The following is a 24,387-nucleotide window of genomic DNA, read 5'->3' as shown; positions in this document are numbered from 1 at the left end:
ATTATCCGGCGTCGGTGACAATGCCCGTATCCAGCCAGTAGCCTTCGTCCAGTTTCAGGGTTTGCAGGCGGATTTCAAGATCGCGGCGGTCAACGCTGCGCTCCTGGCAATCCACGATGGAATCAATGCGGAACTCGCCTTCGCTGCGGCGATCCTTGTCCGTCTCGCTGCGGATATCTTCCTCATCCAGGGCATCGGCAACGCTCAGGCTGACCTCAACCCGGTAGGGAAGACGGCCCGAAGCGCGGGAGCGGGCTTCCTCCGTGGCAAAGGTCAGCAGATGGTAGCGGGTAGTGGGCCAGCGCTCTGCATCCAGCTGCCTGTAGCCGATGGAAAGCGGCCCACTGAAGGCCACGGCCCGGGTTTTGTCCGTGCCGTCCTTGCTGTCCACATCCACGGTAAACCAGACCTTGGGGCGCTTGAGCTGGCTGTTAATATCCATCTCGCCGATATAACGCGCGGTGGACGTAAGCTTGAGCGCGCCGGAATCAAAGGAGAAGCCTTCAAGGTGCCCGTCGGCCAGCGCACAGAGGATGGCCCCCACCACAACCGTGGTTTTGGGGTCGGTAATGCGGCCCTGCGCATCGGCAAAGGGATACCACGAGCCAGCGTGATAGCGCCGCATGGGAATGATCCTGTCGGGCGGCACGGGCAGCTTGGCAAGCACTGTGGCGATAACGCCGTTCCACGAACTGGGCCGCCCGGTGAGCAGCAGCACGTCGCAATCGTACATGTGCACCACTTCGCACAGGGCGGAAAGCGTTGAGCCAAGCGTGCTGCGGATGGTTTCTTCCACAGCGGCCTGATTGACGCTGATGGGCACATCAAGAATGTTGAAGTTCTGGATGAAGGATGCGGAACGCCGCACCATTGCTTTTACATCCCGCAGTGTTGCAGGCTGAGGACGTGGCGCGAGGACTGCCGGGCTGATCCGGGGCGAGTCCGCTGCGGGCTTTGCCGCAGCTGGTGCGGCGTCCGCCGCCGTGTCTGCCGCAGCATCAGCCGTTTCTCCGCTGCCCACAGGGTCAGGCTCAAAAAAGTCGCCCAGCGTGCAGTTAAAGACACTGCCGCGCAGGTCGGGATTTTCGCAGGTTGCCAGCAGCCCGAGGGCAACGGGCACGGCAATCTGCCGTACCAGACGCAGGCGGGTGTTACGGTCTTCCTGCGACATGCCGATGGAATCGCGCCCAAAAAGCTGCCCCAGAAGCGAGCGCGGCTCTGCAAGCCCCTCGCGGGCCAGAGCCTGGCCAATGGCCGGAATCACATGGTTGGCCACCACTTCGCGCAGCACTTCATCGCCCGCAATGTTGAAGCCATCCCTGAATTCAGTATGCGGCTTGATGCGTGCGGTGTCGCCCTCGCCGCTGGCAAGCTCGAAGGTGGTGATGGAAAGGTCGGTTGTGCCGCCGCCAATATCAATGGAAGCCATGCGGATGCACGGATGGTTGCCGCAGGCCTCGCGCGGCTTGCCCATGAGGCGGAAGAGATGGTGCGCGTCGCCATGCTGTTTGACGGCAAGCTCGTTGTAGAGCAGCACAAGCTGCGAACAACTGGCTTCGTCCCAGTCGCAGCGCACCTGCGGGCTTTGGCGGTAATCGCCCGTAAGGCTGCGGGTTTGCAGGCGGGGCGTATACCACTGGCTCCAGCCCAGTGCATCCCACACCACACGCACGGCCCACGTGACCCAGCGGCGGAAAATACGTTTTTCCGCAACGGGCATAGCCGTAGGCACCGTAAAAATGAGCCTTCTGAGCCTGCGGGGCAAGTTGGGCAGTTCACGGCGCGCGCGCGTGGCAGGCGAATTGATGGTCACAAGGGCCTGAGTCAGGATTTCGCCCAGCATGAAGAGCATGAGCGACGAGCGCGTAAACAGCGATTCAAAAATCGGCTCAGGCTGTTGCTTTTGCAGGGCGGGACTTTTTTTGAACATGGGGTCGTCAAAGCACGAAAGCGGCGTGCCCTGCGGGTTCAATTGGCGCGGAAACAGCCCCCGGCTGACCATGGGTTCTGACTTGCCGCCAGTGTTGTAGCGCCAGCTCTGCTGCCATGGGCGCTCGTCCCACAGGTAGCGCTTGGGGCTGGACATGCCTGTCGTGCCCTCGGCGCACACGGCCTGCGTGGCGAGGCGGGCGGCTTCCGGCCCGATGCGAACGGCAGAAGGCCAGGCAAAGGCCGGAGTCTGGCGGCCCGAGCGGCGCGAAAGCGCATCATTGCCAAAGGCCGCGTCCGCAAATTCCACACGCGTTTCAAAGGGGTCGGAATAGATGTGCTCCGGCTGGCTCAGATCGCGCAGCTCAAGCAGGTAACTGTCGTTGAGGTTGGTAATGCGTTGGGGCAGGGTTTCCACCAAGATGCCCGTGGTACGCGAATTGCCGATATCCAGCACGAGATCCACATCCACCGGGGTATCGCGGTCAGGATTGATGACCTGTGCAGCCAGATCGTTGAGCGCAAGGCGCACCACGTCAAGCCAGGTGAGGTAGGAGGCCAGATGCTCCAGCACGTAGGGGTAGCCATCGTACCATGCGCCGCGCCCACGGTGCTGCGACTGCTTCCACGCATCGTAGAGGCCGTGGAGCCATTCATCCACCCAGGCCGCGTTGAGAAACCACGAATTGTCGCGCACGAGGTGGGCCAGCATGAAATGCCCGTGGGCCGTCACATCCTGCGGCGAAAGCGCATGGTATTGTTCGCCCTGAGCGGGTCGGTCTTCCACATTGGTGTCAAACATGAGCACAACGCGAAGCAGACTGTCATCCCTGTCGGAGCGCATAACCCGCGCCCGCGCCCAGTTGGAAGGGCCGCATTCAAAGCGCTTGCCGCCGTCCGGCCAGGGCTGGTCGAGCGTGCGCAAAAAAGGAATGGGCAGCCAGTGGCCTTCCCAGGCATCCAGCGCGCGGCGGGCTTCAATGCTGTAGTCCTCATCGCAGGGCAGGCCGCTCAACTGGTCGATAAAACCGTTTTCCGTTTCTGTCAGGCAGCGCAGATAGTGGGTGTAGCGCGTCTGCTCGTCAGATTCTTTCTTTTTTTCTTCGCGAAAATACCGCCGCAGTCGCTTAACGGCATCTTCGGGCATGGAGAAATCAAGAAACTGCGGGCAGCCGCCGGGAATAATGCTGACCGGCGAAAGGTAACGGGGTATGACATCCATCATTATTTCCTTTTGAAACGGGCATCCCACTTGAGATTGGCCCCGCCAAGCTCTCTGCCCTTGCACTGGGTGGTGTTTTCCTGTCCGGTACATTCAACCTTTTGCGGAACATAGGTGCCGCCACGCGGGCAACGGGCCTGACTGGAATCAAACTGCAACTGGTTGCCCTGAAACCGCGCCGAGGCCGAACCGCTGCACACCTGGCCATTGCGTTCGCGCACAAGGCGACGGCCCTTGCCGCTTTTGTCAAAGCAGTATTCTGCAATGATCGGCTCGTTGGAGGGGTGCGAATACAGGCCGGTTTCGCTTGTCCAGCAGCCCTCAAGAAAAGTCAGATCGTTCTTTTTGGCCGCGTCTTCAGGAATGGCAAGGTTGTCATTCTTCTTGGGCGCGGGTTTGGGCGGCTCCTGCGGCTTTGGTTCTTCCTTGGGCAGGGGCTTGGGTTCCTGTTTGGGTTCAGGCTTTGGCTTGGGCTTGGGAGCTTCCGCCACTTTGGGCGGCTCCACAGGCGTTTCACCAAGGAAGGGTTCCACCACTTCAGGGTCGGGCTTGGGCTCTTCCTTCTTTTCCTCAACCTTGGGGGGCGTTGGCGTTACCGGAGGCGCAACAGGCTTGCACAGGGCCGCACGCTCCTGCAACTGACGCCACAGGAGGGCAAGCTGATCTTCGTTGGCGGCGGCTTTCTGTTTTTCGGCCTCCAGAACGCTGCGGTCAACGGGCAAGCAGCCCGAAGGCAGAGGAGAAGGCAAAAGCCCCAGCGCCGCGCCCAAAAGCCAGAGCAGGAGCAGCAAGAGCAGGAGTGGCAACAGCCACGGCAGGCACCCGCTGCGCGGCGGCACAGCCACGGGAACAGCAGCTACAGGCGCGGGCGGCGGGGGAGGCGGCAGCACTCCGCCAAGCCGGGTGAGGTCCTGCGGTTGCGCGCCCACGCTGCCAGGGGCAAAACCCCAGTTAATAAGAACGGGGCGGCCATCCACAGACCAGATGTCTTCGTCCGCCGGGTGTTGCAGGGCAAGCCGCAGCAACTGGCCCGAAAGGGCCTGCCGCGCCTGAGCGTCTGCTGTGAGGTCGCTGGACAACCCGGCAATATCGGAAGCCAGCGTGCCCGCACGGGCGCGCAGAGCCTGAGCATCCTGCTCCGAAAGTTCCGCAAGAGGAACCGCCGGGCCATTGCCTTCGGCATACCAGTCAACGCTGTTGCCCTCGGCATTGTGCTGCGGTTCGGCGAGCAGGGCGGCATGATCCGGCCCGAGCTTTTGCAGCAGGATGGATTTCAGCTGTTCATAGCAGTCGGTGGCAAAGATGCCCTGGCTGGCAAGCGCGCGCATCTGACCGCGCAGACTGACCGCAATGCGGGTACTCATGGCTTGCCTCCGGCGGATTCACTGCTCTGGGCCATAGTGACGGGAACGCCCGCCGAGCGCAAAAACGCTGCCAGGCTCGTGCTGACAATGGCGAGGCTGGATTGTCTGTAGGAGGCATCGTCCAGCTTGATAAAGGTGTTGATGCCCACCACATCGCCCTTGTCGTTGACAAGCGGCCCGCCGCTGTTGCCTTGCGAGACTGTGGCCGTGTGCACAATAAGCGGCGGCTTGCGCTCAAGAATGACGCTCACAACGCCCTCGGTGTACACCACTTCGGGGGCGGCGGCTTCATCGCCCTTGAGCAGGGCCGCAAATTTTGGATCGTCAGTGGTGACGGCGCCGGGGAAGCCCCAGGCGCTCACGCGTTCGGTGCGGCTCACGCTCGGCGCAAACTTGAGCGGCACAACACCAGATGCGCCGTTAACGCCAAGCACGGCAAAATCCTGCCCGTTGTCGTGAGTTACCTGACGCACAGTTGCCTCATAAGGTCTGCCCAGGGCCTTGTTCACAACGACCGCCTGTGGGGCGTTACCAACCACATGGGCATTGGTAACCACGTAGCCCGGGGCCACAAAAAAGCCGGAACCCATGGAAAGGCCTTCTTCCCGCATGGCCAGCACAAGCACTGTGCCCTGTTCCATCAGCTCGGAAACATTTTTGGGCGTCTGCTGTTGCATGGGCGTGGGCGGCACTTGCGTTTTGGCGTCTGCCGTGGGCGGCAGCGTGGCTGCATCCGCACGTCCAGAGTTTTGATGCGCAGCGCCAGACCCTGACCCCAAAGGAGGCCACATGACACCCGCAGGCGGGGTGACAAGCCCAAGCCCCTGCTTTACTTCGCAAGGGTCCTTGGCAAGCAGGGCGCGCAATTGCTGCATAAACGTTTCAAGCGCCGCGTTGTGCTCGCGCCACTGTTCTGTCTGAGCGGCAACAGCAGCCTTGGAGGCCTCGGCCTGCTGCCATTCTTTCCAGAACAGCCATGCGGTCAGCAGCAAAAGCCCCAGAAACAGCAGCACACCCCAGAAAAAAGGGCGGCGATACCAGGGCAGGACAACCGCAGCAGGTGCGACACCTTCGGCAGGAGCGGCGCTTGGCGGTGTTTCAGGTGGTACAGGGTGTTGGCTTTCGTTCATCTATGGCTCCGCGCGGTATATGCGGCGCAGTAAAAAGCCGCGCAACCGCCATAGAAATAGCGGCTGCGCGGCAGCAGTGTTATCCCAGCAGGTTATTGACAGTTTCTTCGTAACTGGACATGCGCGCGTTCACATCGCGGCGCGTGGTTTCAAGATCCTCGCGCGAAGATTTCCACTCCGAGGCCTGCGCGGCAACGTTGTTCTGCTCCGGCGTGCGCGAGGCGCTGGCCGCAGGAGTGCTCTTGGGCTGCGCGGTTGCGCCCTTTTTGAACTTGGTAGCGCCAGAACTGGAAGACGAAGCCGTAGGAGAGCTCTTGGGCTGCGCAGAAGTGTAAGGTTCGGCTAGAGACTGCTGATACTCGCTGTCCTTCTTGGCCATGGTGGTGGCGGTATCATTCAGGATAAACGAGGTTTCCTCAAGGCCGCTACGGATTTCATTATACCTGTCCTGAAATTCCATGCGGGTGATCTGCCCGGCCTTGAACTGCCCGGCGGCAAGCTTGAACTGTTCGTCATAGCACTTGGCCGCAACCTTGGCTGCGGCGGTGGAGCGATTCATGCTGGCAGCCTCGCTGCCAAGCTGCTGGCTGTACTGGTGCAGATATGCGGCATCGCGATCCTGAGCTTTGGACTTGCCGTAGACGTTGCCCGCCACAGCGCCCGCAGCGCCGCCTGCAACCGCGCCCGCCACAGCGCCGCTGGCCTTGCCCGTGGCAAGACCGCCAATAAGCGCGCCAAGCAGAGCGCCGCCAACCGCGCCAGCGGCAGTGCTTTTACCCGTGCTGTTTTCGTCCTGTCGCAACTGGTTAACAGGCTGATAGCACTGCGGATAATAATTGACCTTGGTTTTCTGGTCGCCATATTTGCTGGAGCAGCCCGAGATCAACAATCCTGCAGCAAGAAAAAGGCACAAGGGTATGCTGGCAAGCCTTTGCATAAAAACCGTCTCCTCAATAAGGGTTGAGTCTACGAGCGCCACGGCATGTCTGCCCAGAGCTCCCGGCAATCCGCACAGAATAATGAAGCGAATAGAACTGTTCACTCGCGATAATGTACCCTGAACATTTTGAATTTACTTCAAAGCGCTGTGGCTCGGCAAGCCTTATTGCCCTGCTGGAGCATCAAGCATGCACAAGATTGTCACGCAAATGCAGGGCAGGGCGCAAAACGTTTATGTTTTCCATTGCTGCACACACCAGCTGGGCAACAAAAGATGCAAAAAAGCCGCCGATCTTTACGACCGACGGCCCAACTATGTGTTGCTAACAAGCTCTATGCCTTGATGGAGCGGGAAATGAAATCAAGGACATCTTCGTACAGGGTGGGCATCGCATAAGGGGTCAGCACTCGAGTACGGTTGGAACCGACCATGAGGGAAATGATCACCTGAGCGGTGCTTTTGCTGTCAACCTTCACAAGGCTGCCGTCTTCCACGCCCTTGGCGATAACTCGCTCAAGCTCGTTGTGTACCTGCGAAAACATGGAATCCATAATATCGCGGTCGGTCTTGGTTTTCATGTCGCTGTAGGGCGAGCAGCGCACAAGTACCAGCCAGTTGGAATCCTTGTCGATTGAAAAATCAAGGTATGCCTTGCAAAAACGCATGACGCCGTCGTAACCACAGGTGGCTTCGGCGGTGGCTGCGCGCAGCCTTACGAGAAAGCGTTCCAGAACATCAAGCCCAGAGGCAAGAAACAGCTTTTCCTTGTTGCCATAGTGGTGGGTCAGCAACCCGAGGGCAACGCCAGCTTTGTCGGATATTTTTTTAAATGTGGTTTCCACATACCCGCATTCGCCAAAAAGTTCTTTGGCGGCCTGAAGCAACGCTTCTTTCTTGTTTTTGTTCATCACGGCTTTTGCTGGGTTAGAGTGAGGCATAAGGTTTTTCCTTGCGTTGACCCCATTACACATAAAACCCGTAAAGTCAAGGTATGCGTGAGGTTATTGCTTGTTCTCGTGAGCAGGCCGACAGTAAACTGATTGCCTGACCAACGCGGATTTTTGTAAAAAACCGCACCACACAGTGCCATCACGGCAAGCGTGCGCCGCCCTAAGGCAAACATTTCAATGTGAAAATACCCAGAGGGTTATCTTGCAGCTGCCACGGGCAGCGCAGAATTATCCCTCTTTGGATTTTCTGGTGCGGCGAAAGGCATTCTGCGCGTAATCGCCCAGACGCTCCAACCTGCGGTCAACCATGTCGTACAGGCTGTTTTTCGTAAAGCCGCCTTGTTTCAGTCTGCGACCGATTGAAAGACCAGTCAAGAGTGCAAGGGCTTCTTCAATGCGCCGCACAGGATAAACGGCAAACTGACCTTTCTCAACCGCTTCAATAACATTGGGCGCAAGCATGAGGTGATCCACGTTGTCAAAGGGCATGATAACCCCTTGCGTACCCGTGAGTCCCTGGCTGGCGCAAACATTATAAAAGCCCTCAATCTTGCGGGTAACGCCGCCCACAGCCATGATCTGTCCCGTCTGGCTCACAGCCCCGGTAAAGGCCAGATCAAGGCGCACCGGCACATCGGCAAGGGCCGAGAGCAGGGCGGCCAGTTCCGCGCCAGAGGCGCTGTCGCCCTCAATGCCAGCGTAGCTTTGCTCAAAATAGAGCGAACCGGAGAGCACCAGGGGCTTTTTGCGCGCAAAAAGATCAGTGAGGTAACTTTTCAGGATCATCATGGCCTTGGTGTGGATGGGGCCACCCAGTTCGGCCTCGCGCTCAAGGTCGATGATGCCCTCGTGCCCCACGCCCACAGTACATGAAATCCGGTGCGGCAGGCCAAATTCAAAGTCGCCGTGCCATGTGACGGAAAGACCGTTAACCTGACCAATGGCCTGACCCGAGGTCTGCACCTTGATCATGTTGCGGTCGTATTCCTCCATATAAATCTCTTCCACCAGGTTGGCCCGGTAGATGCGCGCCGCGTGGGCTTCTTCCAGCACTGGCGCGGTGACCACATCCTGCTTGCGCATGCGTGTCAGGGCCGAAGCCTCGATCATGAGCTCGCGCAGTTCGGGGAATCGCAGCGAAAGACGGCGCTGGTCTTCGCAGATGTGCGACCCGAGGTCGATGAGCCACGCCAGAGCCGTGCGGTCAAAACAGGGGAGCTCTGTTTCCTTGATAATGGTGGCAATGTGCCCAAGGTAGGCGCGCACATTGGCGGCATTACGCTCGGTAGTGTCGGCCATGTGGGCCTTGATGCGGAAGAGCTTTGAGAATCTGTCGTCATTGACAAGCAGACCTTCATACAGTTCTTCGTCGCCGATCAGCACCACCTTGAGGTTCAGGGGCAGCGGCTCGGGATTGATGCCCTTGGTGCGGATGGGCGTATCCGGGCCTTCGCCGGAATCTTCAATGCGGGCCATATTGGAACGCAGTGCGCGCAGCAGCCCTTCCCAGGCATTGGGATGTTGCAGAAGATCCTCAATATGCAGCACCAGAAACCCACCGTTGGCCTTGTGGATGCTGCCCGCGCGGATAAGGGTGAAATCCGTGACCAGCGCGCCCATTTCAGATTCGCGCTCCACACAGCCAAGCAGGTTCACGGCGGTGGGGTGGTCTTCCACAATGATGGGTGCGCCATCAAGGCCGCTGTTGTCCACCAGCAGGTTGACCTCGTAGCGGTAGAGCACAGCCTCCACCGGCGCGCCGTGCGGGTCGCCCATAGGGCCGCCGTCCCTTTGCAAAAAGGCATCGGTATTTTTAAGGATGTCTTCGCGCAAGGCCGTAAAGTAGGCATCCAGCCCCTTGACCGGGCAGGTCTTGAGTATGCGCTGTTCAATGGGGTTGAAGAAGGTGGTCAGCACCTGGGTCATGGCTTCGCGTTCCAGGCCGCGCTCGTCGTCCTGAAAGCTTTCTTCCGCCTTGTTCAGCTGCCGCATGTAGCCAGACATGGCCTGCACGAGGTTGTCGCCCCGGCTTTTGAGGCTGAGGCGAAGGGTTGTGTCCAGCCTGTCGAACTCTTCCTCGCTCAGGCGCTTGCCTTCCACCAGAGGATACAGGGTCAGACCGCCGCTCTCGTCCATATCAAGATTAAATCCCTTGTCTACGGCAACGGAATTCATCTTGCGCAGCAGGCCCATGCGGGCGTTCTGGAAGTTGTCCACAATCTTGGCGCGGCGCTTTACGTAGGTACTGGCCTCAAAACGGCGTGGCAGCTCCTCACGTATATGCTCAATCAATTCCTTAAGGTGCTGCTTTAACTTTTTACCCATGCCTGTGGGCAGGGCAAAAAGGCAGGGACGGTCAGGATCGGCAAAATTATGCACGTATACGAGATCGTCAGGCGTCTGGGCCTTTTTGGCCTGAGGGCCAAGGTAATTCAGCAGCATGTGGCTGCGGCCAAGATCGGCCTCGCCAGACAGGTAGATGTTGTAGCCCTGATTCTTGATTTGCAGGGCAAGGTCCAGCGCCTGCATGGCACGGGGCTGGAATGGATTCTGGCGTCCGTTGCGCGGCAGCGGGATATCCTTGCTCGTTTCCCATGGAATACGGACAGGGTCTAACGTGGCGTGCAGTCGTGACGCGGGCAGGGGAGCGATAGTTGGCATAGGAAATCGTTATTGTTGATAAAGTTTTTCCAGAATGGCGCGGCCGCCTCTGGCAAGAAGTGTTTCTGCAAGCTCAAGCCCCACCTGACGGGCCTTGGAGGTGTGACCCCGCTGCGCCTCGCGCAGAATGAGGCTGCCATCAACCTCTGCCACCAACCCTTCGAGCACGAAGGTTTCGTCATTTTCAAGGCGGGCATGCCCGGCAATGGGCACCTGACACCCGCCCTCAAGCCCGGCAAGAAAGCCTCGTTCGGCCTCTACGCATACGCGGGTGGGGGTGTCTTCAATCTCTGCAAGCAGGGCAAAAAGATCGTAATCGTCCTCGCGGCATTCAATGCCAATGGCGCCCTGGCCCACTGCGGGCAAAAAGGTCTGCGGATCAAGAGCATGCATGTAGGGCGCGCTCAAGCCAAGGCGGTTCATGCCTGCGGATGCTAGAATAATGGCATCGTACACGCCTTCACGCAGCTTGCGCAGGCGCGTGTCCACATTGCCGCGCAGGCTTTCAATGCGCAGGTCAGGGCGCAGAGCCAGCAACTGGGCCTGACGCCGCAGGCTGCTGGTGCCAACGCATGCGCCCTGGGGCAGGGCCGCAAGGTCGGCATACTTGCACGAAAGCATACAGTCTGTAGGCGCTTCACGCTTGGGAATGCAACCCAGTATGAGCCCATCGGGCAATTCCATGGGCACGTCCTTGATGCTGTGCACGGCAAGGTCGGCCCGGTTATCGAGCAGGGCTTCTTCAATTTCTTTTACAAAAAGGCCCTTGCCGCCCACCTGAGCCAGGGGAACATCCTGAATGATGTCGCCCTTGGTCTTGATGATGACAAGGTCAACGGCCAGTTCCGGGTCAAGCGACTGCAAACGGCTTTTGACGTGTTCTGCCTGCCAGAGGGCCAACTGACTGCCACGGGTAGCGATAACTAAGGATTTACGCATGCCTGCCGCCTAATGCCCGCAGCTCGCGCAGTTGCCGCCAGAACATCCGGCGCAGCCGCCGCCACCGCCTGTTGAAGCCGCGTACTCGCCGCCTTCTGCGCCGTTTCTGCGACGCGCGCAGCAGGACATGAGCTTCTGGGTATCATTGGAGCCGCAATACGGGCAAGTGGGCGGGGTTTCGTCAAACACCAGTTCTTCAAAATCCCGACCGCATTTCTGGCAAGAATACTCGTAGATGGGCATGGTCAAACCTCGGTTGTGTGTCGCCCTTGCAAATAGGGGGTCAGTGCGACAGCATTTTCAAAAAGATAATAATCCGTCAGCCGGCAAAATAGGTGCCCGGCTGCAAGGTGCAGTTCCTGAACCAGCGCGGGTTCAGCCTGCGGCGCTTCAAGAACCATGTCGCTGTACAGGGCCATTTCGCTGCCGTGCCCGCACAGGCACACGGCAAACTGCCCGCCGCGACGTGCCGCCTCAAGGGCGGCGATAATATTGGCGCTGCTGCCGGTGGAAAAAATTGCCACCAGCATGTCGCCTGGCCGCCCCAGAGCTTCAATCTGGCGCGAAAATACCTGGCTGAAATCAAGGTCGCTGCCAATGGCCGTAAGCGAAGTCGCATCGGCAGACAACGCCAGAGCGGGCAGGGCGGGCCTGTCCATAAAAAATCTGTTCACAAATTCGGCAGCCATGTGCTGGGCCAGTGCCGCACTGCCGCCATTGCCGCAGAGCAGTATTTTACCACCGCCCGCAAGGCACGTGGCCGCGCGCAAGGCCGCCTGGCGAAGAAAATCTGCCTGCGAGCGAAAAAAATCTTCGCGCAGGCGCGCGCCTTCGCTGGCGTGCTGTTCAATAATATCAAGGGCTGTATCGTGCATGGCGCTCACAATTGCCGAAACGTGACATGGAAGCCTTCTTATTTAAGGCAAAGCCCTGCAACTGACAAGCGCCCACAGGCTTGCGGTAACAGACTTGATAACGTAACTTGCGCAGGTATGCAAAACGCAACAAGCCGACACATACTTCTGGTTTACAAGGCCCGGCACGAAAAGGCTGCGGCTCTTGCCCAAGAAGCCGCCCAGTGGCTGCGCCAAAAAGGGCACGAAGTTGCGGGTGTGATCTGCGCTGGCACGGAGACCCTCGCCTACGCAACGACTCCCCTTGACTTTGTGGTTGTTTTTGGCGGCGACGGCACCATGCTCGGAGTGGCCCGCCGCCTTGTGGGGCACAACGTGCCTGTGCTGGGCATCAATTTTGGCCGGATCGGTTTTTTAACCGATGCCCAGCCGGAGCAGTGGCGCGAAAAACTCGAAGAATCCCTCACCGGCATGGAGCCTGTGCGCTCCTGTATGGCCTTGCAGTGGACGCTCACCCGCAAGGACCAGCAGATTGCCAGCGGCTGCGCGGTCAACGATGTTGTCCTGAGCCGGGGGTCTTTGTCGCGGCTTGTTCTGTTTGATGTCTATATTGCCGGTGAGCGCCTTGGCTCATTGCGCGGCGATGGAATGATCATTGCCACGCCTGTGGGCAGCTCCGGCTACAGTGTTTCGGCTGGCGGCTCGCTGTTGCATCCTTCTATGGAAGCCGTGGCCGTCACGCCCATTTGCCCTTTCCTCAATACTATTTCGCCCATGGTGTTCCCCGGCGATACCGAGTGCCGGTTCCAGATTTTGCAGGGCTCCACAGATTGCTACCTTACTGTCGATGGGCAGGAAGGGCAACAGCTGGAACTGGGCGATACCGTGACCGTCAACGGTTTGCCCGATGCCGTGCATTTTCTTGGCAAAGGAACAACCTTTTTCGAGCGTTTGCGTTCGCGCGGCTTTGCCCTGCAAGGCACTGAATGCGTCAGGTGCGGGGAAAATGCATGAGCAACGCGATTTCTGTTAATTCGGTTCGCGAGTTTCATTTTGGGGAGAGTGTCCGCTTTGACGCATGGCTTTACAGCATGCTGATGGACAACAACATCGCCTATGGCATGAACCCCGACATTGTGGCCAGCCAGGAACAGATGGCCTTTATGGTCAGCCTTGCGCGCGATCAGGTGTATTTGCCCTGTTCTGACGACACGTTCAAACTGTTGTGCCAGCAGACCGCACCCGAAGAACTTCGCCGCCAGTACAACCGCTCCTGGCGCATCATCATGCGCCTCGTGCGCTCCTTCACGCCCGAAGGGCAGAAACGCAGGCGCATTTTGCAGTTCTGTCGTTTCCGCTTCAAGCAGTATGTTGCCCAGCATACCCTGATACCTTCGCGGCTGGTCAAGCGCATGACTGATCTTGTGCTTGCCCAGGGCAACCAGCTGGACGACCCCTGGAGGCAGCTGCGCAGAGTTTCCACCAAACGCCAGCTTGAAATGCTGGATGAAGCATCTGTGCGTGACAATCTCGCCGCAGTGCCTGCGGATGCCGTGGCGGCCAATTCCATCGCCTCTGTCAGACGCATGCTCAACTATGTGGAGCTTTCGCGCCTGCTGTGCCTTTCGGCCATGTCCCGCCCTTGGGTGGAGACGCCGCCGGATGCCGAAACAGTGCGCCAGGCTATGGATACCGCGCGCGAAACCTGCGCCCACTTGCGGCATTATTTTGAGGCCAGCGCGGTCAGATCGGGCACGGTGCTCTTTTTGTGCGACGCCGATGGCGGCGTTGTGTTTGATCTGGCTGTTGCCAACAGCCTTATTCGCATGGGGCACAAGGTTATTTTTGCGGTCAAATCAGGCTTTTTCTTTTATTCGCCCACATTGGAAGACATGGAGATTGACCCCTCCATCCGGCAGATGATCGGCGGCGGCACAGTGCAGCACGAGTCGCGCATGAGCAAGAACGAACTGCTGCGCCACTTGCGCGAGTACCGCCTCATGGTTATTGGCGATGGCACGCGGGAACGGCTCAATCTGTACAGGGTCTCGGTGACATTCTCCCGCGCATGGAAGGAAGCCGACCTTATTCTGGGCAAGGGCTGGCGCGTGACCGATGTGCTCATGGGCAGCAGCCACCAGTATACGCGCGATGTGATCTGCTACTGGCAGGATGATCAGGGCTTTCACATCAAGCTGCGCCAGCATGCCGAGAGCGCCCATAAATTCAGCGAGAGCGACATTGCCGCCCAATCGGCAAACATCATCGCAGGCATGCGCGAGGCCCGCATGCAGGGCCGCACGGTCATGTTTTACAGCTGCGTGATCGGCAGCATCCCCGGCGAGACTGGTACCGCTACCGAGATCGTGCGCGCCTTTGTAGACAATCTGCGTAAAAAAATGGATAATATCCTGATAATTAATCCTGCCGAGCATTTTATTGAAGGCATGGACGGCGACGACCTCATGTATATGTGGGAGCAGGTGCAGCGCAGCGGCTTTATTGATGTGTGGCGGTTTCAGACCGTTGAGGACATTGAGGAAAGCTTTGCCCTGCTTGGTCGCAAGGTGCCGCCGCAATGGTCGGGCAAGGATTCCACCTTTTCCACCGGCTGCACCAAGGAAATGCGTATCGCGCTGGACGTGCAGGCCAAAAACAGGGAAATGCAGATCATCGGCCCCGACCCACAGCGGTTTTTCCGCAGGGGAGAGTACGGTGTGGGCAAATATTTCGATGCCAGCATCCCCCATTGATGCTTTTGCGTCAAAATGGGCGGCGCAAGCCGCCGGATGCCAGGTTAGCGGGCGCTTTGTGCGCAAAGCGGCGCTTTTGCCGCGCAACTACGGGGTGAACCCCGTTGAGGGAGTAATTTGATCTATGGCCGCCTATGAAGCCGTGATTGGCCTTGAAGTGCATGTGCAACTTGCCACGGCCTCCAAACTGTTCTGTTGCTGCCCCACGACCTTTGGGCAGCCCGCCAACGCCAATGTTTGCGAAGTGTGCTCCGGCATGCCCGGCGCTTTGCCCGTGCCCAACCGCCAGGCTGTTCACTTTGCGGCTCTGGTCGGCCTTGCCACCAATTGCGCCATCAATACACGGTCCATTTTTGCCCGCAAAAACTATTTTTATCCTGACCTGCCCTCCGGGTATCAGATTTCGCAGTTCGAGCTGCCCATCTGCGAACACGGGCACCTTGAGGTGGACGTGGACGGGCGGCGCAAGCGCGTGGGCATTACGCGCATCCATATGGAAAACGATGCTGGCAAGAATATTCATGCTCAGGGCGAAAACCTGAGCTATGTGGACCTCAACCGCGCGGGCACGCCGCTGGTGGAAATTGTTTCCGAGCCGGACATGCGCTCCGCTGCCGAGGCCGTGGCCTACCTCAAAGCCCTGTACAGCATTGTGACCTATCTTGGCGTGTGCGACGGCAATATGGAAGAGGGCAGTTTCAGGTGCGACGCCAACGTCTCGTTGCGCCCTGTGGGAACCGAGCCCTTCGGCACCCGCACAGAACTGAAAAACCTCAACTCTTTCCGCAACGTACAGCGCGCCATTGAATACGAAATTTCCCGCCAGCAGGACGTGCTGGACGACGGCGACAAGGTTGTGCAGGAAACCCGCCTGTATGATGCCGTCAAGAACACTACTGCCTCCATGCGCAGCAAGGAAGAAGCGCACGATTACCGCTACTTCCCTGACCCGGACATTCTGCCCATAGATATTACGGAAGAAGAAATGACCCGCTGGCGCGCCGAAATGCCGGAGCTGCCCCATGTTCGCGTGGCCCGCTTTGTGGCTATGGCGGGACTGCCCGAAGCCGAGGCAGAAGTGCTGGTGCAGAGCAAGGGGCTGGCCGACTTTTTTGAAACTGCCGCCGCCAAGGCCGACCCCAAGAAGGTTGCCAACTTTGTGCTTGGGCCGCTGCTGCGTGAATGCAATGCCCGTGGGCTTTCTGCCGCTGACCCCTCCGCCTGGGCCATGAAGCCCGAGGCTCTGGCCGAACTGGTGCGGCTGGTTGACGGCGGCACCATCAGCGCCAAGATCGCCAATGATATCTTTGGCGACATCTTTGAGCAGGGCGTCATGCCTGAAGCCTACGTGAAGGAAAAAGGCCTCGTGCAGATTTCCGACACTTCAGCGCTCGAAGCCGCCGTGGACGAAGTCATTGCGGCCAATCCCGCTGAGGTGGAGGCCTATCGCGGCGGCAAAACCAAGCTGATCAGCTTCTTTGTGGGGCAGATCATGCGCGCCACCAAGGGCAAGGCCAATCCTGCTCTGGTGAACGAACTGCTTGCCAAAAAACTGTAAACTCTCGTCAGTAAATAAACGCCCAAGCGGGGATTTCGGTCATGCCGGGATCCCCGCTTTTTTGTGCGCGGAGAAGCTGCCACAACGACATTCTTTTAGACAGGACTGAACCGCTAGCATTGCGATCATAGATTAGCAGTCTTTTTAATTGAAATATAAAATCATTTTCAATAATGTGGAGCAATTGATTTTTAGTCGAGGCTGTTCATGAAGTTTACCGCTATTGTTCCGCCCCTCGCTTCCTTGGTTTTGCCGGGTAGCGGGCAGATACTCTCGGGCCTTTTCATTCCCGGCGTGATCTTTTTTGCTCTGTGGCTTGCTTCTGCTCACACGTTGGTTGCTTTGGGCAGCAGTCTTGATGCGGATGGCAGGCATGCGGCTTACTTTGCGGCCCTTGCCTGTGAAGTCCTGCTTCGACTTGGCTCGGCAATCGATGCAGTTTTTCGCCAACGTTCACAGGCCGGATCACAACGCGCCCGCCAGCGGAGCATGGTCGCCAGGGGGCTTGCCTTCAGCGTCCTTGTGCTGGCATTGATGGCGCTGTCCGCGCCTGAACCTGCCATCAAGGCATATTCCATGAACGGCAACCGCTCTTTGCTTCCCCTGATCACGCCGGAGTCCCGCTTGCTCGTGGACAAACAGGCTTATCATACGGCCAAGCCGGAGAAGGGCGATATCATTGTGATTTCCACCCGGCACATTGCAGAAGGAAAGGGGGGAGGGCCACACATAATAAGCCGCGTTGCAGGCCTTGCTGGCGAACGCGTGCGCGTGCCTGTTCCAGCAGGGCAGCAAAATCCGGGCTGGGAAGGGCAGGGATATCGAGAATGTTTGGTGGGCGAAGGAAATATCTATCTGGCGAGCATCAACCCTGCGAGTCAGATGGCATTTTTTGCCCCCCTCACCAGTGTTGTCGGTCGGGCGGAATATATTTACTGGCCGCTTTCACGTGCAGGAAGGATAGCAGGGGTATCGGGCATTGCTGACTGACAAAGTCTGATTTGCTAACTTCCCAATGTGCATAAAGGGGCCTTGCGGCCCCTAAAGCGCTGACAGCATGAGCACAGCATGCATGTGTAAAAACTAAACGTTCAGGTTCAGTCCCGAAAGCATGGAAAGGCTGCTGTTGGAATAACTGCCAAAAGAATTGGTGGCGTTGCCCGAGCCGGACCACCATGCGGCCATGGATTCCACCTCAATGCGCTTACGCAGGTCAGAGGGCGAAACCTGCAATGACTTGCGCGCATCATCAAGGCCGGAGAGAGCCTGAATCTGGCCGAATTTTTTTGCCAATGCCGGATTGTTGTCAAAAAACTTCTGCACGGCAGCTTTAGTGGCGGCATCGCTGCTTTCAACCACAAGGCTGCCATCGGACTTGGTTTGCAGGGTAAATTTTGCATCACTGCTCACAGCAAGGCTGCTCATGCCGCTGTTCAGCGTCTGACCGAGTTTGGAATTATCCAGCACTGCTTGAATGGCGGCCTTGTTGGCACTGTCCGTGCTGCTGGCAGCGGTCAGCTTGCCGCTGCTGTCAACGGTCATGGCCACTGAAGTGCTGGGGCTGACGCCTGCAGCGGTAAGGGCTGTGCGCAGATCCTTGCCAATGGCAGTATTGCCCTTCAGCCAGGTCTGCACATTTGCCTGATCTGTGGCATTGGCGCTGGCGGCAGTGAGGGAGCCGTCCGCAGCTAAAGTGAAAGTGACACTTGAAGGATCGCTGACCCCAAGCTTGGACAGGCCATCCTTGACGGCAGTGTTGAATTCATTATTCAACTGCTCGCGATACTTGGTAATCTGGCTGAAAGTAACGCGGCTGCCGCTTTCAAGGCCCATGGCGTCCATGGCATACTTTGTCAGATCAACCATGCTGGAAAGCTGGCTGGTTATGCTATTGCCGCTGAGCATCTGACTCAACGAACTTGAAGAACTTTTGGAACCCGAAGACGATGAGCTGCCGGAAGTGGAGGTACTCAGCTTCTGGTTCTGCCACTGGTACAGTCCGCTTGTATAGCTGTTTACGCCCGATACGTTGCTCATGATCACTCCTCGGCAGTTTTTGCCCGATTTTGGGGCTTTGGGGTGCCGTATTATTCACTTATGCATATTCCAGGCCAGCTATATTTTACGGGTGAGGTCAGGCTGGGTCGGCCCGCCCATTAAAAATATACAGGTTCCGAATCCAGTAATGGACAGCCCAACTGAAATAGGCTAGAGAGCGGCTATGGCAGTACATTCCTCCATGCTTGAGACCGTCGAATTCGACGATCCCGCTTTAGCCAATCAGCTATTTGGCCCTCACAATGCGCATCTTGAGCTGTTGGCCGCAGCCAGCGGGGCCTCCATAGGCAGCCGTGGCGCCAGCATTCTTATTGAAAGCCCAGACATGAACACGCGGCAGGTGCTGTGCAATGTTTTTGTGCAGTTGTACGAGCTGCTGCGCGGCGGATTGTCGCTGAGCCAGCAGGATATCGCCCGCAGTTACGAGATGCTGCGCGCGGATCCCGGCCTGAATTTGGAAAAGATTTTCAAGAATGCCGTTTTCGTCAACACCCCGCGCAAAACGGTCACTGCCCGCAATGTTGCCCAGCGCACCTACCTTGACCTGCTGCGGCGCAATGAGCTTGTATTTGCGGTTGGCCCTGCCGGTACGGGCAAAACCTATCTTGCTGTCGCCATGGCGCTGTCCATGTTTCAGCAGCACAGGGTTAAACGCATTGTGCTGACGCGCCCCGCAGTGGAAGCGGGAGAACGCCTTGGCTTTTTGCCCGGCGATCTGGCCGACAAGGTCAACCCCTATCTGCGCCCGCTCTATGACGCCCTGCACGACATGATGCCCCAGCCCAAGGTGGCGTCCATGCTTGAAGTGGGCTCCATTGAAGTTGCGCCCCTGGCCTTCATGCGCGGGCGCACCCTTAACGATGCCTTTATCATTCTTGACGAAGCGCAGAACACCACGCAGGAACAGATGAAGATGTTCCTCACCCGCATGGGCTTTGGCTCGCGCATGGTTGTAACGGGCGACACCACCCAGATCGACCTGCCCATGCAGCCCGGCGGTCAGCGTCCGCGCTCGGGCCTTATCCACGCGCTGAATATCCTTGCCAAAGTTCCAACCATCGCAGTGCATCACTTCACCAAGGCCGACGTAGTGCGTCATCCCTTGGTGGGAGCAATTGTAAACGCCTATGATAATGCAGAAAAAAGCGGCACGTCCAGCTAGCATCCTCGCACTCTTTCGCATGTTGCGGGCCCGCCACCATTGTGGCCTGGGGCTTTCAGTACTTGTGCTCACCCTGCTTTTCATCAGCCTGCTTTCAGGGGCCAATTTTGAGGCTGTGCCTCGCGTGTACGTTGCCGGGCAAGTGGCGGATTCTGACGTCGTTGCCGACCGCGACATCCTTGTAGAAGACGTGCAGGCCACCAAGGCCCGGCGCAAACAGGTGCAGCTTCTGCAACCGCCTGTCTATGATCTGAGTCTTGAACCCTTTACGGCCTTTCAGAACCGTATTGTGGAGATCATGCGCAGCCTGAACAACGGCATCGATTACCATGTCGGGGTCGAAGGCCCGCTGCACAGGCTGGTGGATGAACTGACACCCACCGTTGCTGACGAAATTTTGCCGGAACTCGCCCAGCCCGAGGCGCAGACGTATCTGCTCAAGGTGCTGCTGCCCCAGATTCGCGACCATATGGCAGAAGGCCTTGTGGGCGACATACGCTCGGCCAGGGTTGACCGTTCTGGCGTTATAGTGCGCAATCTGGATACAAATACAGAAATACTGCGTCCGGACGTGGTTAATCTGCCCGACGTGCAATCGTATCTGGCGGAAATTTCTGCCCAGATACGTCAGGTTTCCACGCTAAACCCGCAGTCGCGGCGCGCCATCAATATTCTGCTTTCCGCAACCATGCCTTCCTCGCTGACGCTGAATCGGGAATCTACCCAAAAGCGCAGCTCTGCCGTCATGTCCATGGTTGAGCCCGTCTATTATCAGATACAGAAGGGCGAGATCGTGTTGCGCAAGGGCGAAAGGGTCAGCCGCGAGCAGCAGATCAAGCTGCAAACGCTTTATAAATCCGCTTCTGACCCCATGCACTGGGATATAGCCGCTGGCGCCTTTTTGTGTTCGCTGGTGCTTTCCATCGGCTTTTTTGTTGCCCCCAGCGGCAAACCCGGCACCCCCCTGCGTTGCAAGGACATGCTGCTCATTTCCTTGCTTCTGCTGCTTTTCAGCGCCGGGGCAAAGGCTGTATACGTGCTTGGCATGCGCATCGACAGCCATTCGTTCATCAATACGCTGGCCGTGGGCTACCCTGTGGCAGGGGCAGTGGGGCTGGTCGCCATGGTTTTTGCCGCCCGGCGCTACTGCACAATGGCCCTGTTGATCTCGTTCTTTACCATGCTCATGTTTCAGGCGCAGTTTTCCCTGTTCCTACTCCATTTTCTCGGCGGCATGCTGGCCACATGGCTTGTGACCAATGCCCAGAATCGGCAGGACGTGGTGTGGAGCATAGTGCCGCTGACCATCGGGCAATCCATCATCTGGCTTGGCGCAACCCTGCTGGCCCAAAGCGCTCCCGGCGTCATGCCCACGCAGTTGCTGGCCGTGTTTATCAACAGCGTGCTTTCGCTCATTCTGCTTTTTGCCGTGAGCCCTGTGCTTGAAATCAGCTTTGGGTACAGTACGCGCTTCCGCCTCATGGAACTTATGAGCCTTGAGCAACCCCTCATGCAGGAGCTTATGGTAACTGTGCCCGGCACCTACCATCACTCCCTTGTGGTCGCCAACATGGTTGAAGCCGGGGCCAAGGCCATCGGCGCCAACAGCCTGCTGTGCAAGGTGGCGGCACTGTATCATGACGTGGGCAAGCTCTCGTATCCCGAATATTTCATCGAAAACCAGTTTGGCGGGCCCAACAAGCACGACAAACTGGCCCCGTCCATGAGTGCGCTCATTCTGCTTTCGCATGTCAAAAAAGGCACGGAACTGGCAGAGCGGTACAAGCTCGGGCAGGATATTGCCGACATTATCAGTCAGCACCACGGCACAAGGCTCATACGCTTTTTCTACCAGAAGGCCCTGAACCAGGGCGAAAAGCCGCGTGAATCTGATTTCAGCTATGTGGGGCCGCGCCCGCAAACCAAGGAAGCCGCCATCCTCATGCTGGCCGACTCCGTTGAGGCATCCAGCCGCACGCTCAACGATCCTACGCCCGCGCGCATCAAGTCGCACATTGACACCATCATCAAGGGCATCTTCTCGGAAGGGCAGCTGGACGAATCGGAGCTGACTTTTAAGGATCTGCACTTCCTGAGCGAAAACTTCCAGCGTATTCTGACGGGTATTTTCCATCAGCGCATTGCCTATCCTGACGCCAGAATCAATGATGCCGCCCGGGCTGAAAACAAGCCCAACGGCAAAAATGGATCTGCCCCTGCAACGCATGGCGCAACGGCCCTTACCCCCACGGGGCATGGCAAACCGTGCGGCGACAAGCCTTGTAACGGAGACAAACCCGCTGCAGCGCAATCGCCCGAAGTCAAAGCCCTGACGAACCAGCCGGAGAGCGCCAGACAGGCTGGCATACCAGCCATCCCTGAAGAAAAGGGACAGGCATAGGAATCATGGGCGCAGTCAAGGACAGGCAGAAACAGGCAACCGTGCGCATTTTTTGCCGCTATCCGGCCACAGCATGGATTCTGCCGCTTGACCGCAGGCAGCAACGCGCTGCTCTTGCGGCCATGCTTGCCACCGCAGAGCAGGCCAACGTGCCTGTTGTGCCCCCGGCTGTGGAACTGCATCTGGTCGATGATGCCGCCATGAGCGCAGCCAACAGGCGCAGTATGGGCTGTCAGGGCCCTACCAACGTGCTTTCCTTCCCCGGTGGCTGTGACAGCCCCGGCACTCTTCTGTTTTCACTGGATACGCTGCGCAGGGAGTGCCTGCTGTACGGGCAGGAACCGGGCGAGCACGCGCTACGCCTGCTGGCCCACGGAATGGCCCACCTGTGCGGGCTTGACCACAGCGCGCAGATGGATGCGGTGAGCGATTATTTCATGGTAGTCGCCGCCGAAGCAGTGGCTTGATGCGCCGAAGTCTCGGTCTGATTGCACAAAATCGGCTAGGCGGCCCGCTTTCTGTTCAGTGCCGCCAAGGCCATGCATTGCATTTCGCGCAGCTTGCGGGCTGATTCTTCGCCCCGGTTGTGCCATTCTTCGGGCAGACGCACGGCGTTTATAGCCTTCAGGCTCGGGTAGGCCAAACTGCTGATAGGTGAATTGCTGTCGGCATCCGCCAGCTTCCAGAAAGGGCGCGAAAGCCCGAGTTGGTTAACCCGCCAAAGCAGGTCGCGGCGCGTTCCGGTGCGCAGGCTGGCAAACATGCCCGCCTTCATGTGTTCTTCCGCAGCAAGCGCGCCAGCCCGCGCATAGACTGCCGGCAGCCGCAGCCTTTTGGCAAGGGCCAGTGCAAGCGGCACGCCGCGCGCTTCGTGCCCATAATGATGGGGCAGCAGGGCAGGGTCAGTGCAGATTTTTCCGAGGTCATGGCACAAGGCCATCCACACGGCCATGGCATCGCCCGCGAGTTCGTCCATCAGTCGCAGGCTGTGGCCCAACACGCTGTTGGCATGCCACTTCACGGGGCCTGCCGGAATGTAGCGTGCGCGCTCGTGTTCTTCAAACCAGGGCGATAAACAATCCCCCTGCGCCAAAACGCGAAAAAATCGCGCCGGGCGCGGCAAGGCCAGCGCCTTGAGCATTTCCTTGGCCACACGCTCCGCCGGAATGGCCGCCAGCAAAGCCTTGGGCGTGGCGCGCATCTGCTCAAAAGCCTCGTGGGCGATGCGCCAGTCGGGCCAGCGGGAGGCAAAGCGCGCCAGACGAAAAATTCTGGTGGGGTCATCCGCAAAGGCCGTGGACGAAGCCGGACGCATCATTTTATTGCGCAGGTCGTCAACCGCCTTGGGATGCATGTACAGCCGCCCAGCGCTGTCGAGCGCAAGGGCATTGATGGTGATATCCCGCGCTGCAAGGTCAGACTCCAGGGTGCCGCCCCGGAGGGGCATGCATTCGCGCCCGCGCCACAGGCAGACATTGACGCTTTTGCCCACGCAGACCGCATCGGGATGCGCGGCCAAAAAATCGTCCATGCTTCCTGAAAAGGAAAAATCCAGCTCCGTGGGCATACGCCCAAGCAAAAGGTCGCGCATTGCGCCGCCGACGAGGTAGAGTTCCATGCCCCCAGTATGTCACAGCCAACCGTTTGAGGGAAGCTCCCCCACTGGTGCTGACAAAAATTTTGTTCCGCGTATCTGGCGCTTTGGCGAGGTAGGCTCCTGCCTTGATACCGCTGCAAACCTTGCGGCGCGGGGCTGGCTTGATCCGTGGGACAGTGTTCAGGTTGTCAGCCAGACAGCGGGGCGCGGGCAGTTGCGGCGTCAGTGGCATTCGCCTGCGGGCAATTTGTATGCGGCCCTGCGTTTGCCGCTTGCGCCTCCTTTTGACGGCACGGCGGCGGCCCCGGCAGTGGGTGCCCTGCTGGCCGAAGCCTTGGCAGTGGACGGTTGGCAGGTGCGCCTGAAATGGCCCAATGATCTTGTGCTGTGTACGTCGGAAGACGAACCCAGAAAACTGGCAGGCATACTGCTGGAGGAGCGGGGCGGGGTGCTGCTGGCTGGCATTGGCATAAATGTGTGCTGGTCGCCACCGGCGGAGCAGATGCGGGCGGACGCCGCTCTAGAGGCAACCAGCCTTGCCACCCAGTATAAATCCGCCACTTTTGCACCTCCAATGGCCGAAGCCTTGTGGCAAACCCTTGTAAAGCGCATGTTTTCAGCTTATATTAACTGCCACTCTTTTCCCGAGGGGTGGAGAGCCCGTGCGGAGCCTCTTTTGCTCTGGCGCGGCGAGAACGTGGAGCTGCGTGACGATGACCGCATCGTACGCGGCTGGCTGGCGGGCCTAGGAACGTCAGGCGGCCTGTGTCTTAACATCAACGGACGGCTTGAGGAATTCATTTGCGGTAGTCTCCGGCTGAGCCCTGCGCGGGAATGACGCGGGATTATGGTCATTCCGGCATGGTTGG

Annotated in this window: 19 protein-coding genes; 8 read left to right on the top strand and 11 right to left on the bottom strand. The window is 58.5% G+C overall.

Annotation, left to right across the window (positions count from 1 at the left end; all coding sequences use genetic code 11):
- Position 1: 1 nt before the first annotated feature.
- From ACUZ9P_RS11905 to ACUZ9P_RS11865, 9 genes are all read right to left on the bottom strand, one after another.
- Positions 2 to 3,151 (bottom strand): virulence factor SrfB, encoded by a 3,150-nt coding sequence (locus ACUZ9P_RS11905; RefSeq protein ID WP_449249866.1) that lies wholly within the window; start codon positions 3,149 to 3,151, stop codon positions 2 to 4.
- A 2-nt stretch (positions 3,152 to 3,153) separates the two neighbouring features.
- Complete coding sequence (locus ACUZ9P_RS11900) at positions 3,154 to 4,515, bottom strand: SrfA family protein (protein ID WP_449249865.1); 1,362 nt, start codon at positions 4,513 to 4,515, stop codon at positions 3,154 to 3,156.
- Positions 4,512 to 5,645 carry a S1C family serine protease gene (locus ACUZ9P_RS11895; protein WP_449249864.1) on the bottom strand — a complete coding sequence of 378 codons (1,134 nt, stop codon included), beginning with the start codon at positions 5,643 to 5,645 and terminating at the stop codon, positions 4,512 to 4,514. Before ACUZ9P_RS11895 ends, ACUZ9P_RS11900 begins: the two co-directional genes overlap by 4 nt.
- A gap of 79 nt (positions 5,646 to 5,724) precedes the next feature.
- Positions 5,725 to 6,624 carry a hypothetical protein gene (locus tag ACUZ9P_RS11890; RefSeq protein WP_449249863.1) on the bottom strand — a complete coding sequence of 300 codons (900 nt, stop codon included), beginning with the start codon at positions 6,622 to 6,624 and terminating at the stop codon, positions 5,725 to 5,727.
- A gap of 293 nt (positions 6,625 to 6,917) precedes the next feature.
- A complete protein-coding gene (locus tag ACUZ9P_RS11885) occupies positions 6,918 to 7,493 on the bottom strand; it encodes a TetR/AcrR family transcriptional regulator (protein ID WP_298993805.1) in 576 nt (191 codons plus the stop codon).
- Positions 7,494 to 7,763: 270 nt separating this feature from the next.
- On the bottom strand, positions 7,764 to 10,196 hold the full coding sequence (locus ACUZ9P_RS11880) for a Lon protease family protein (RefSeq protein ID WP_449249862.1): 2,433 nt from the start codon (positions 10,194 to 10,196) through the stop codon (positions 7,764 to 7,766).
- 9 nt (positions 10,197 to 10,205) lie between these two features.
- Positions 10,206 to 11,135, bottom strand: coding sequence for a hydroxymethylbilane synthase (gene hemC / locus ACUZ9P_RS11875; protein WP_240824300.1), 930 nt, complete (start codon positions 11,133 to 11,135; stop codon positions 10,206 to 10,208).
- Between the two features lie 9 nt (positions 11,136 to 11,144).
- Positions 11,145 to 11,378: an FmdB family zinc ribbon protein gene (locus tag ACUZ9P_RS11870; protein ID WP_298993750.1), complete on the bottom strand. Its 234-nt coding sequence runs from the start codon at positions 11,376 to 11,378 to the stop codon at positions 11,145 to 11,147.
- A gap of 2 nt (positions 11,379 to 11,380) precedes the next feature.
- On the bottom strand, positions 11,381 to 12,010 hold the full coding sequence (locus ACUZ9P_RS11865; protein WP_449249861.1) for an SIS domain-containing protein: 630 nt from the start codon (positions 12,008 to 12,010) through the stop codon (positions 11,381 to 11,383).
- A 117-nt stretch (positions 12,011 to 12,127) separates the two neighbouring features.
- Between ACUZ9P_RS11865 and ACUZ9P_RS11860 the strand changes: the two genes are divergently transcribed.
- The 4 genes from ACUZ9P_RS11860 to ACUZ9P_RS11845 all read left to right on the top strand — a co-directional run bounded on the left by ACUZ9P_RS11860 (position 12,128) and on the right by ACUZ9P_RS11845 (position 17,290).
- Entirely contained in the window at positions 12,128 to 13,003 is an 876-nt protein-coding gene (locus tag ACUZ9P_RS11860; RefSeq protein WP_449249860.1) for an NAD(+)/NADH kinase, read from the top strand.
- Positions 13,000 to 14,742, top strand: a complete 1,743-nt coding sequence (locus ACUZ9P_RS11855) for an ARMT1-like domain-containing protein (protein WP_449249859.1) — start codon at positions 13,000 to 13,002, stop codon at positions 14,740 to 14,742. The genes ACUZ9P_RS11860 and ACUZ9P_RS11855 overlap by 4 nt, the downstream gene beginning before the upstream one ends.
- A 124-nt stretch (positions 14,743 to 14,866) precedes the next feature.
- Complete coding sequence (gene gatB / locus ACUZ9P_RS11850) at positions 14,867 to 16,300, top strand: Asp-tRNA(Asn)/Glu-tRNA(Gln) amidotransferase subunit GatB (protein ID WP_449249858.1); 1,434 nt, start codon at positions 14,867 to 14,869, stop codon at positions 16,298 to 16,300.
- A 207-nt stretch (positions 16,301 to 16,507) separates the two neighbouring features.
- Positions 16,508 to 17,290: a S26 family signal peptidase gene (locus tag ACUZ9P_RS11845; protein WP_449249857.1), complete on the top strand. Its 783-nt coding sequence runs from the start codon at positions 16,508 to 16,510 to the stop codon at positions 17,288 to 17,290.
- A gap of 93 nt (positions 17,291 to 17,383) precedes the next feature.
- On the opposite strand, the gene ACUZ9P_RS11840 is transcribed toward ACUZ9P_RS11845, so the two are convergent.
- The gene (locus ACUZ9P_RS11840; protein WP_449249856.1) at positions 17,384 to 18,337 is read right to left on the bottom strand and encodes a hypothetical protein; all 954 of its coding nucleotides are present in this window, start codon (positions 18,335 to 18,337) and stop codon (positions 17,384 to 17,386) included.
- A 184-nt stretch (positions 18,338 to 18,521) separates the two neighbouring features.
- On the opposite strand from ACUZ9P_RS11840, the gene ACUZ9P_RS11835 reads away from it, so the two are divergent.
- From ACUZ9P_RS11835 to ybeY, 3 genes are all read left to right on the top strand, one after another.
- Positions 18,522 to 19,520 carry a PhoH family protein gene (locus ACUZ9P_RS11835; protein WP_449249855.1) on the top strand — a complete coding sequence of 333 codons (999 nt, stop codon included), beginning with the start codon at positions 18,522 to 18,524 and terminating at the stop codon, positions 19,518 to 19,520.
- Positions 19,521 to 19,584: 64 nt separating this feature from the next.
- Complete coding sequence (locus ACUZ9P_RS11830) at positions 19,585 to 21,921, top strand: HD family phosphohydrolase (protein ID WP_449249854.1); 2,337 nt, start codon at positions 19,585 to 19,587, stop codon at positions 21,919 to 21,921.
- A 5-nt stretch (positions 21,922 to 21,926) separates the two neighbouring features.
- Positions 21,927 to 22,388 (top strand): rRNA maturation RNase YbeY, encoded by a 462-nt coding sequence (gene ybeY, locus ACUZ9P_RS11825; RefSeq protein ID WP_449249853.1) that lies wholly within the window; start codon positions 21,927 to 21,929, stop codon positions 22,386 to 22,388.
- Positions 22,389 to 22,423: 35 nt separating this feature from the next.
- Here the strand turns inward: ybeY and ACUZ9P_RS11820 are convergent, their stop codons facing one another.
- Entirely contained in the window at positions 22,424 to 23,512 is a 1,089-nt protein-coding gene (locus tag ACUZ9P_RS11820; RefSeq protein WP_449249852.1) for a polynucleotide adenylyltransferase, read from the bottom strand.
- Between the two features lie 25 nt (positions 23,513 to 23,537).
- On the opposite strand from ACUZ9P_RS11820, the gene ACUZ9P_RS11815 reads away from it, so the two are divergent.
- A complete protein-coding gene (locus ACUZ9P_RS11815; RefSeq protein WP_449249851.1) occupies positions 23,538 to 24,356 on the top strand; it encodes a biotin--[acetyl-CoA-carboxylase] ligase in 819 nt (272 codons plus the stop codon).
- Positions 24,357 to 24,387 lie beyond the last annotated feature (31 nt).

This window comes from Desulfovibrio intestinivivus (genome assembly GCF_053570665.1).
The sequence above is the reverse complement of the archived record's forward strand: the minus strand, read 5'-3'. Positions and strand labels throughout refer to the sequence as shown.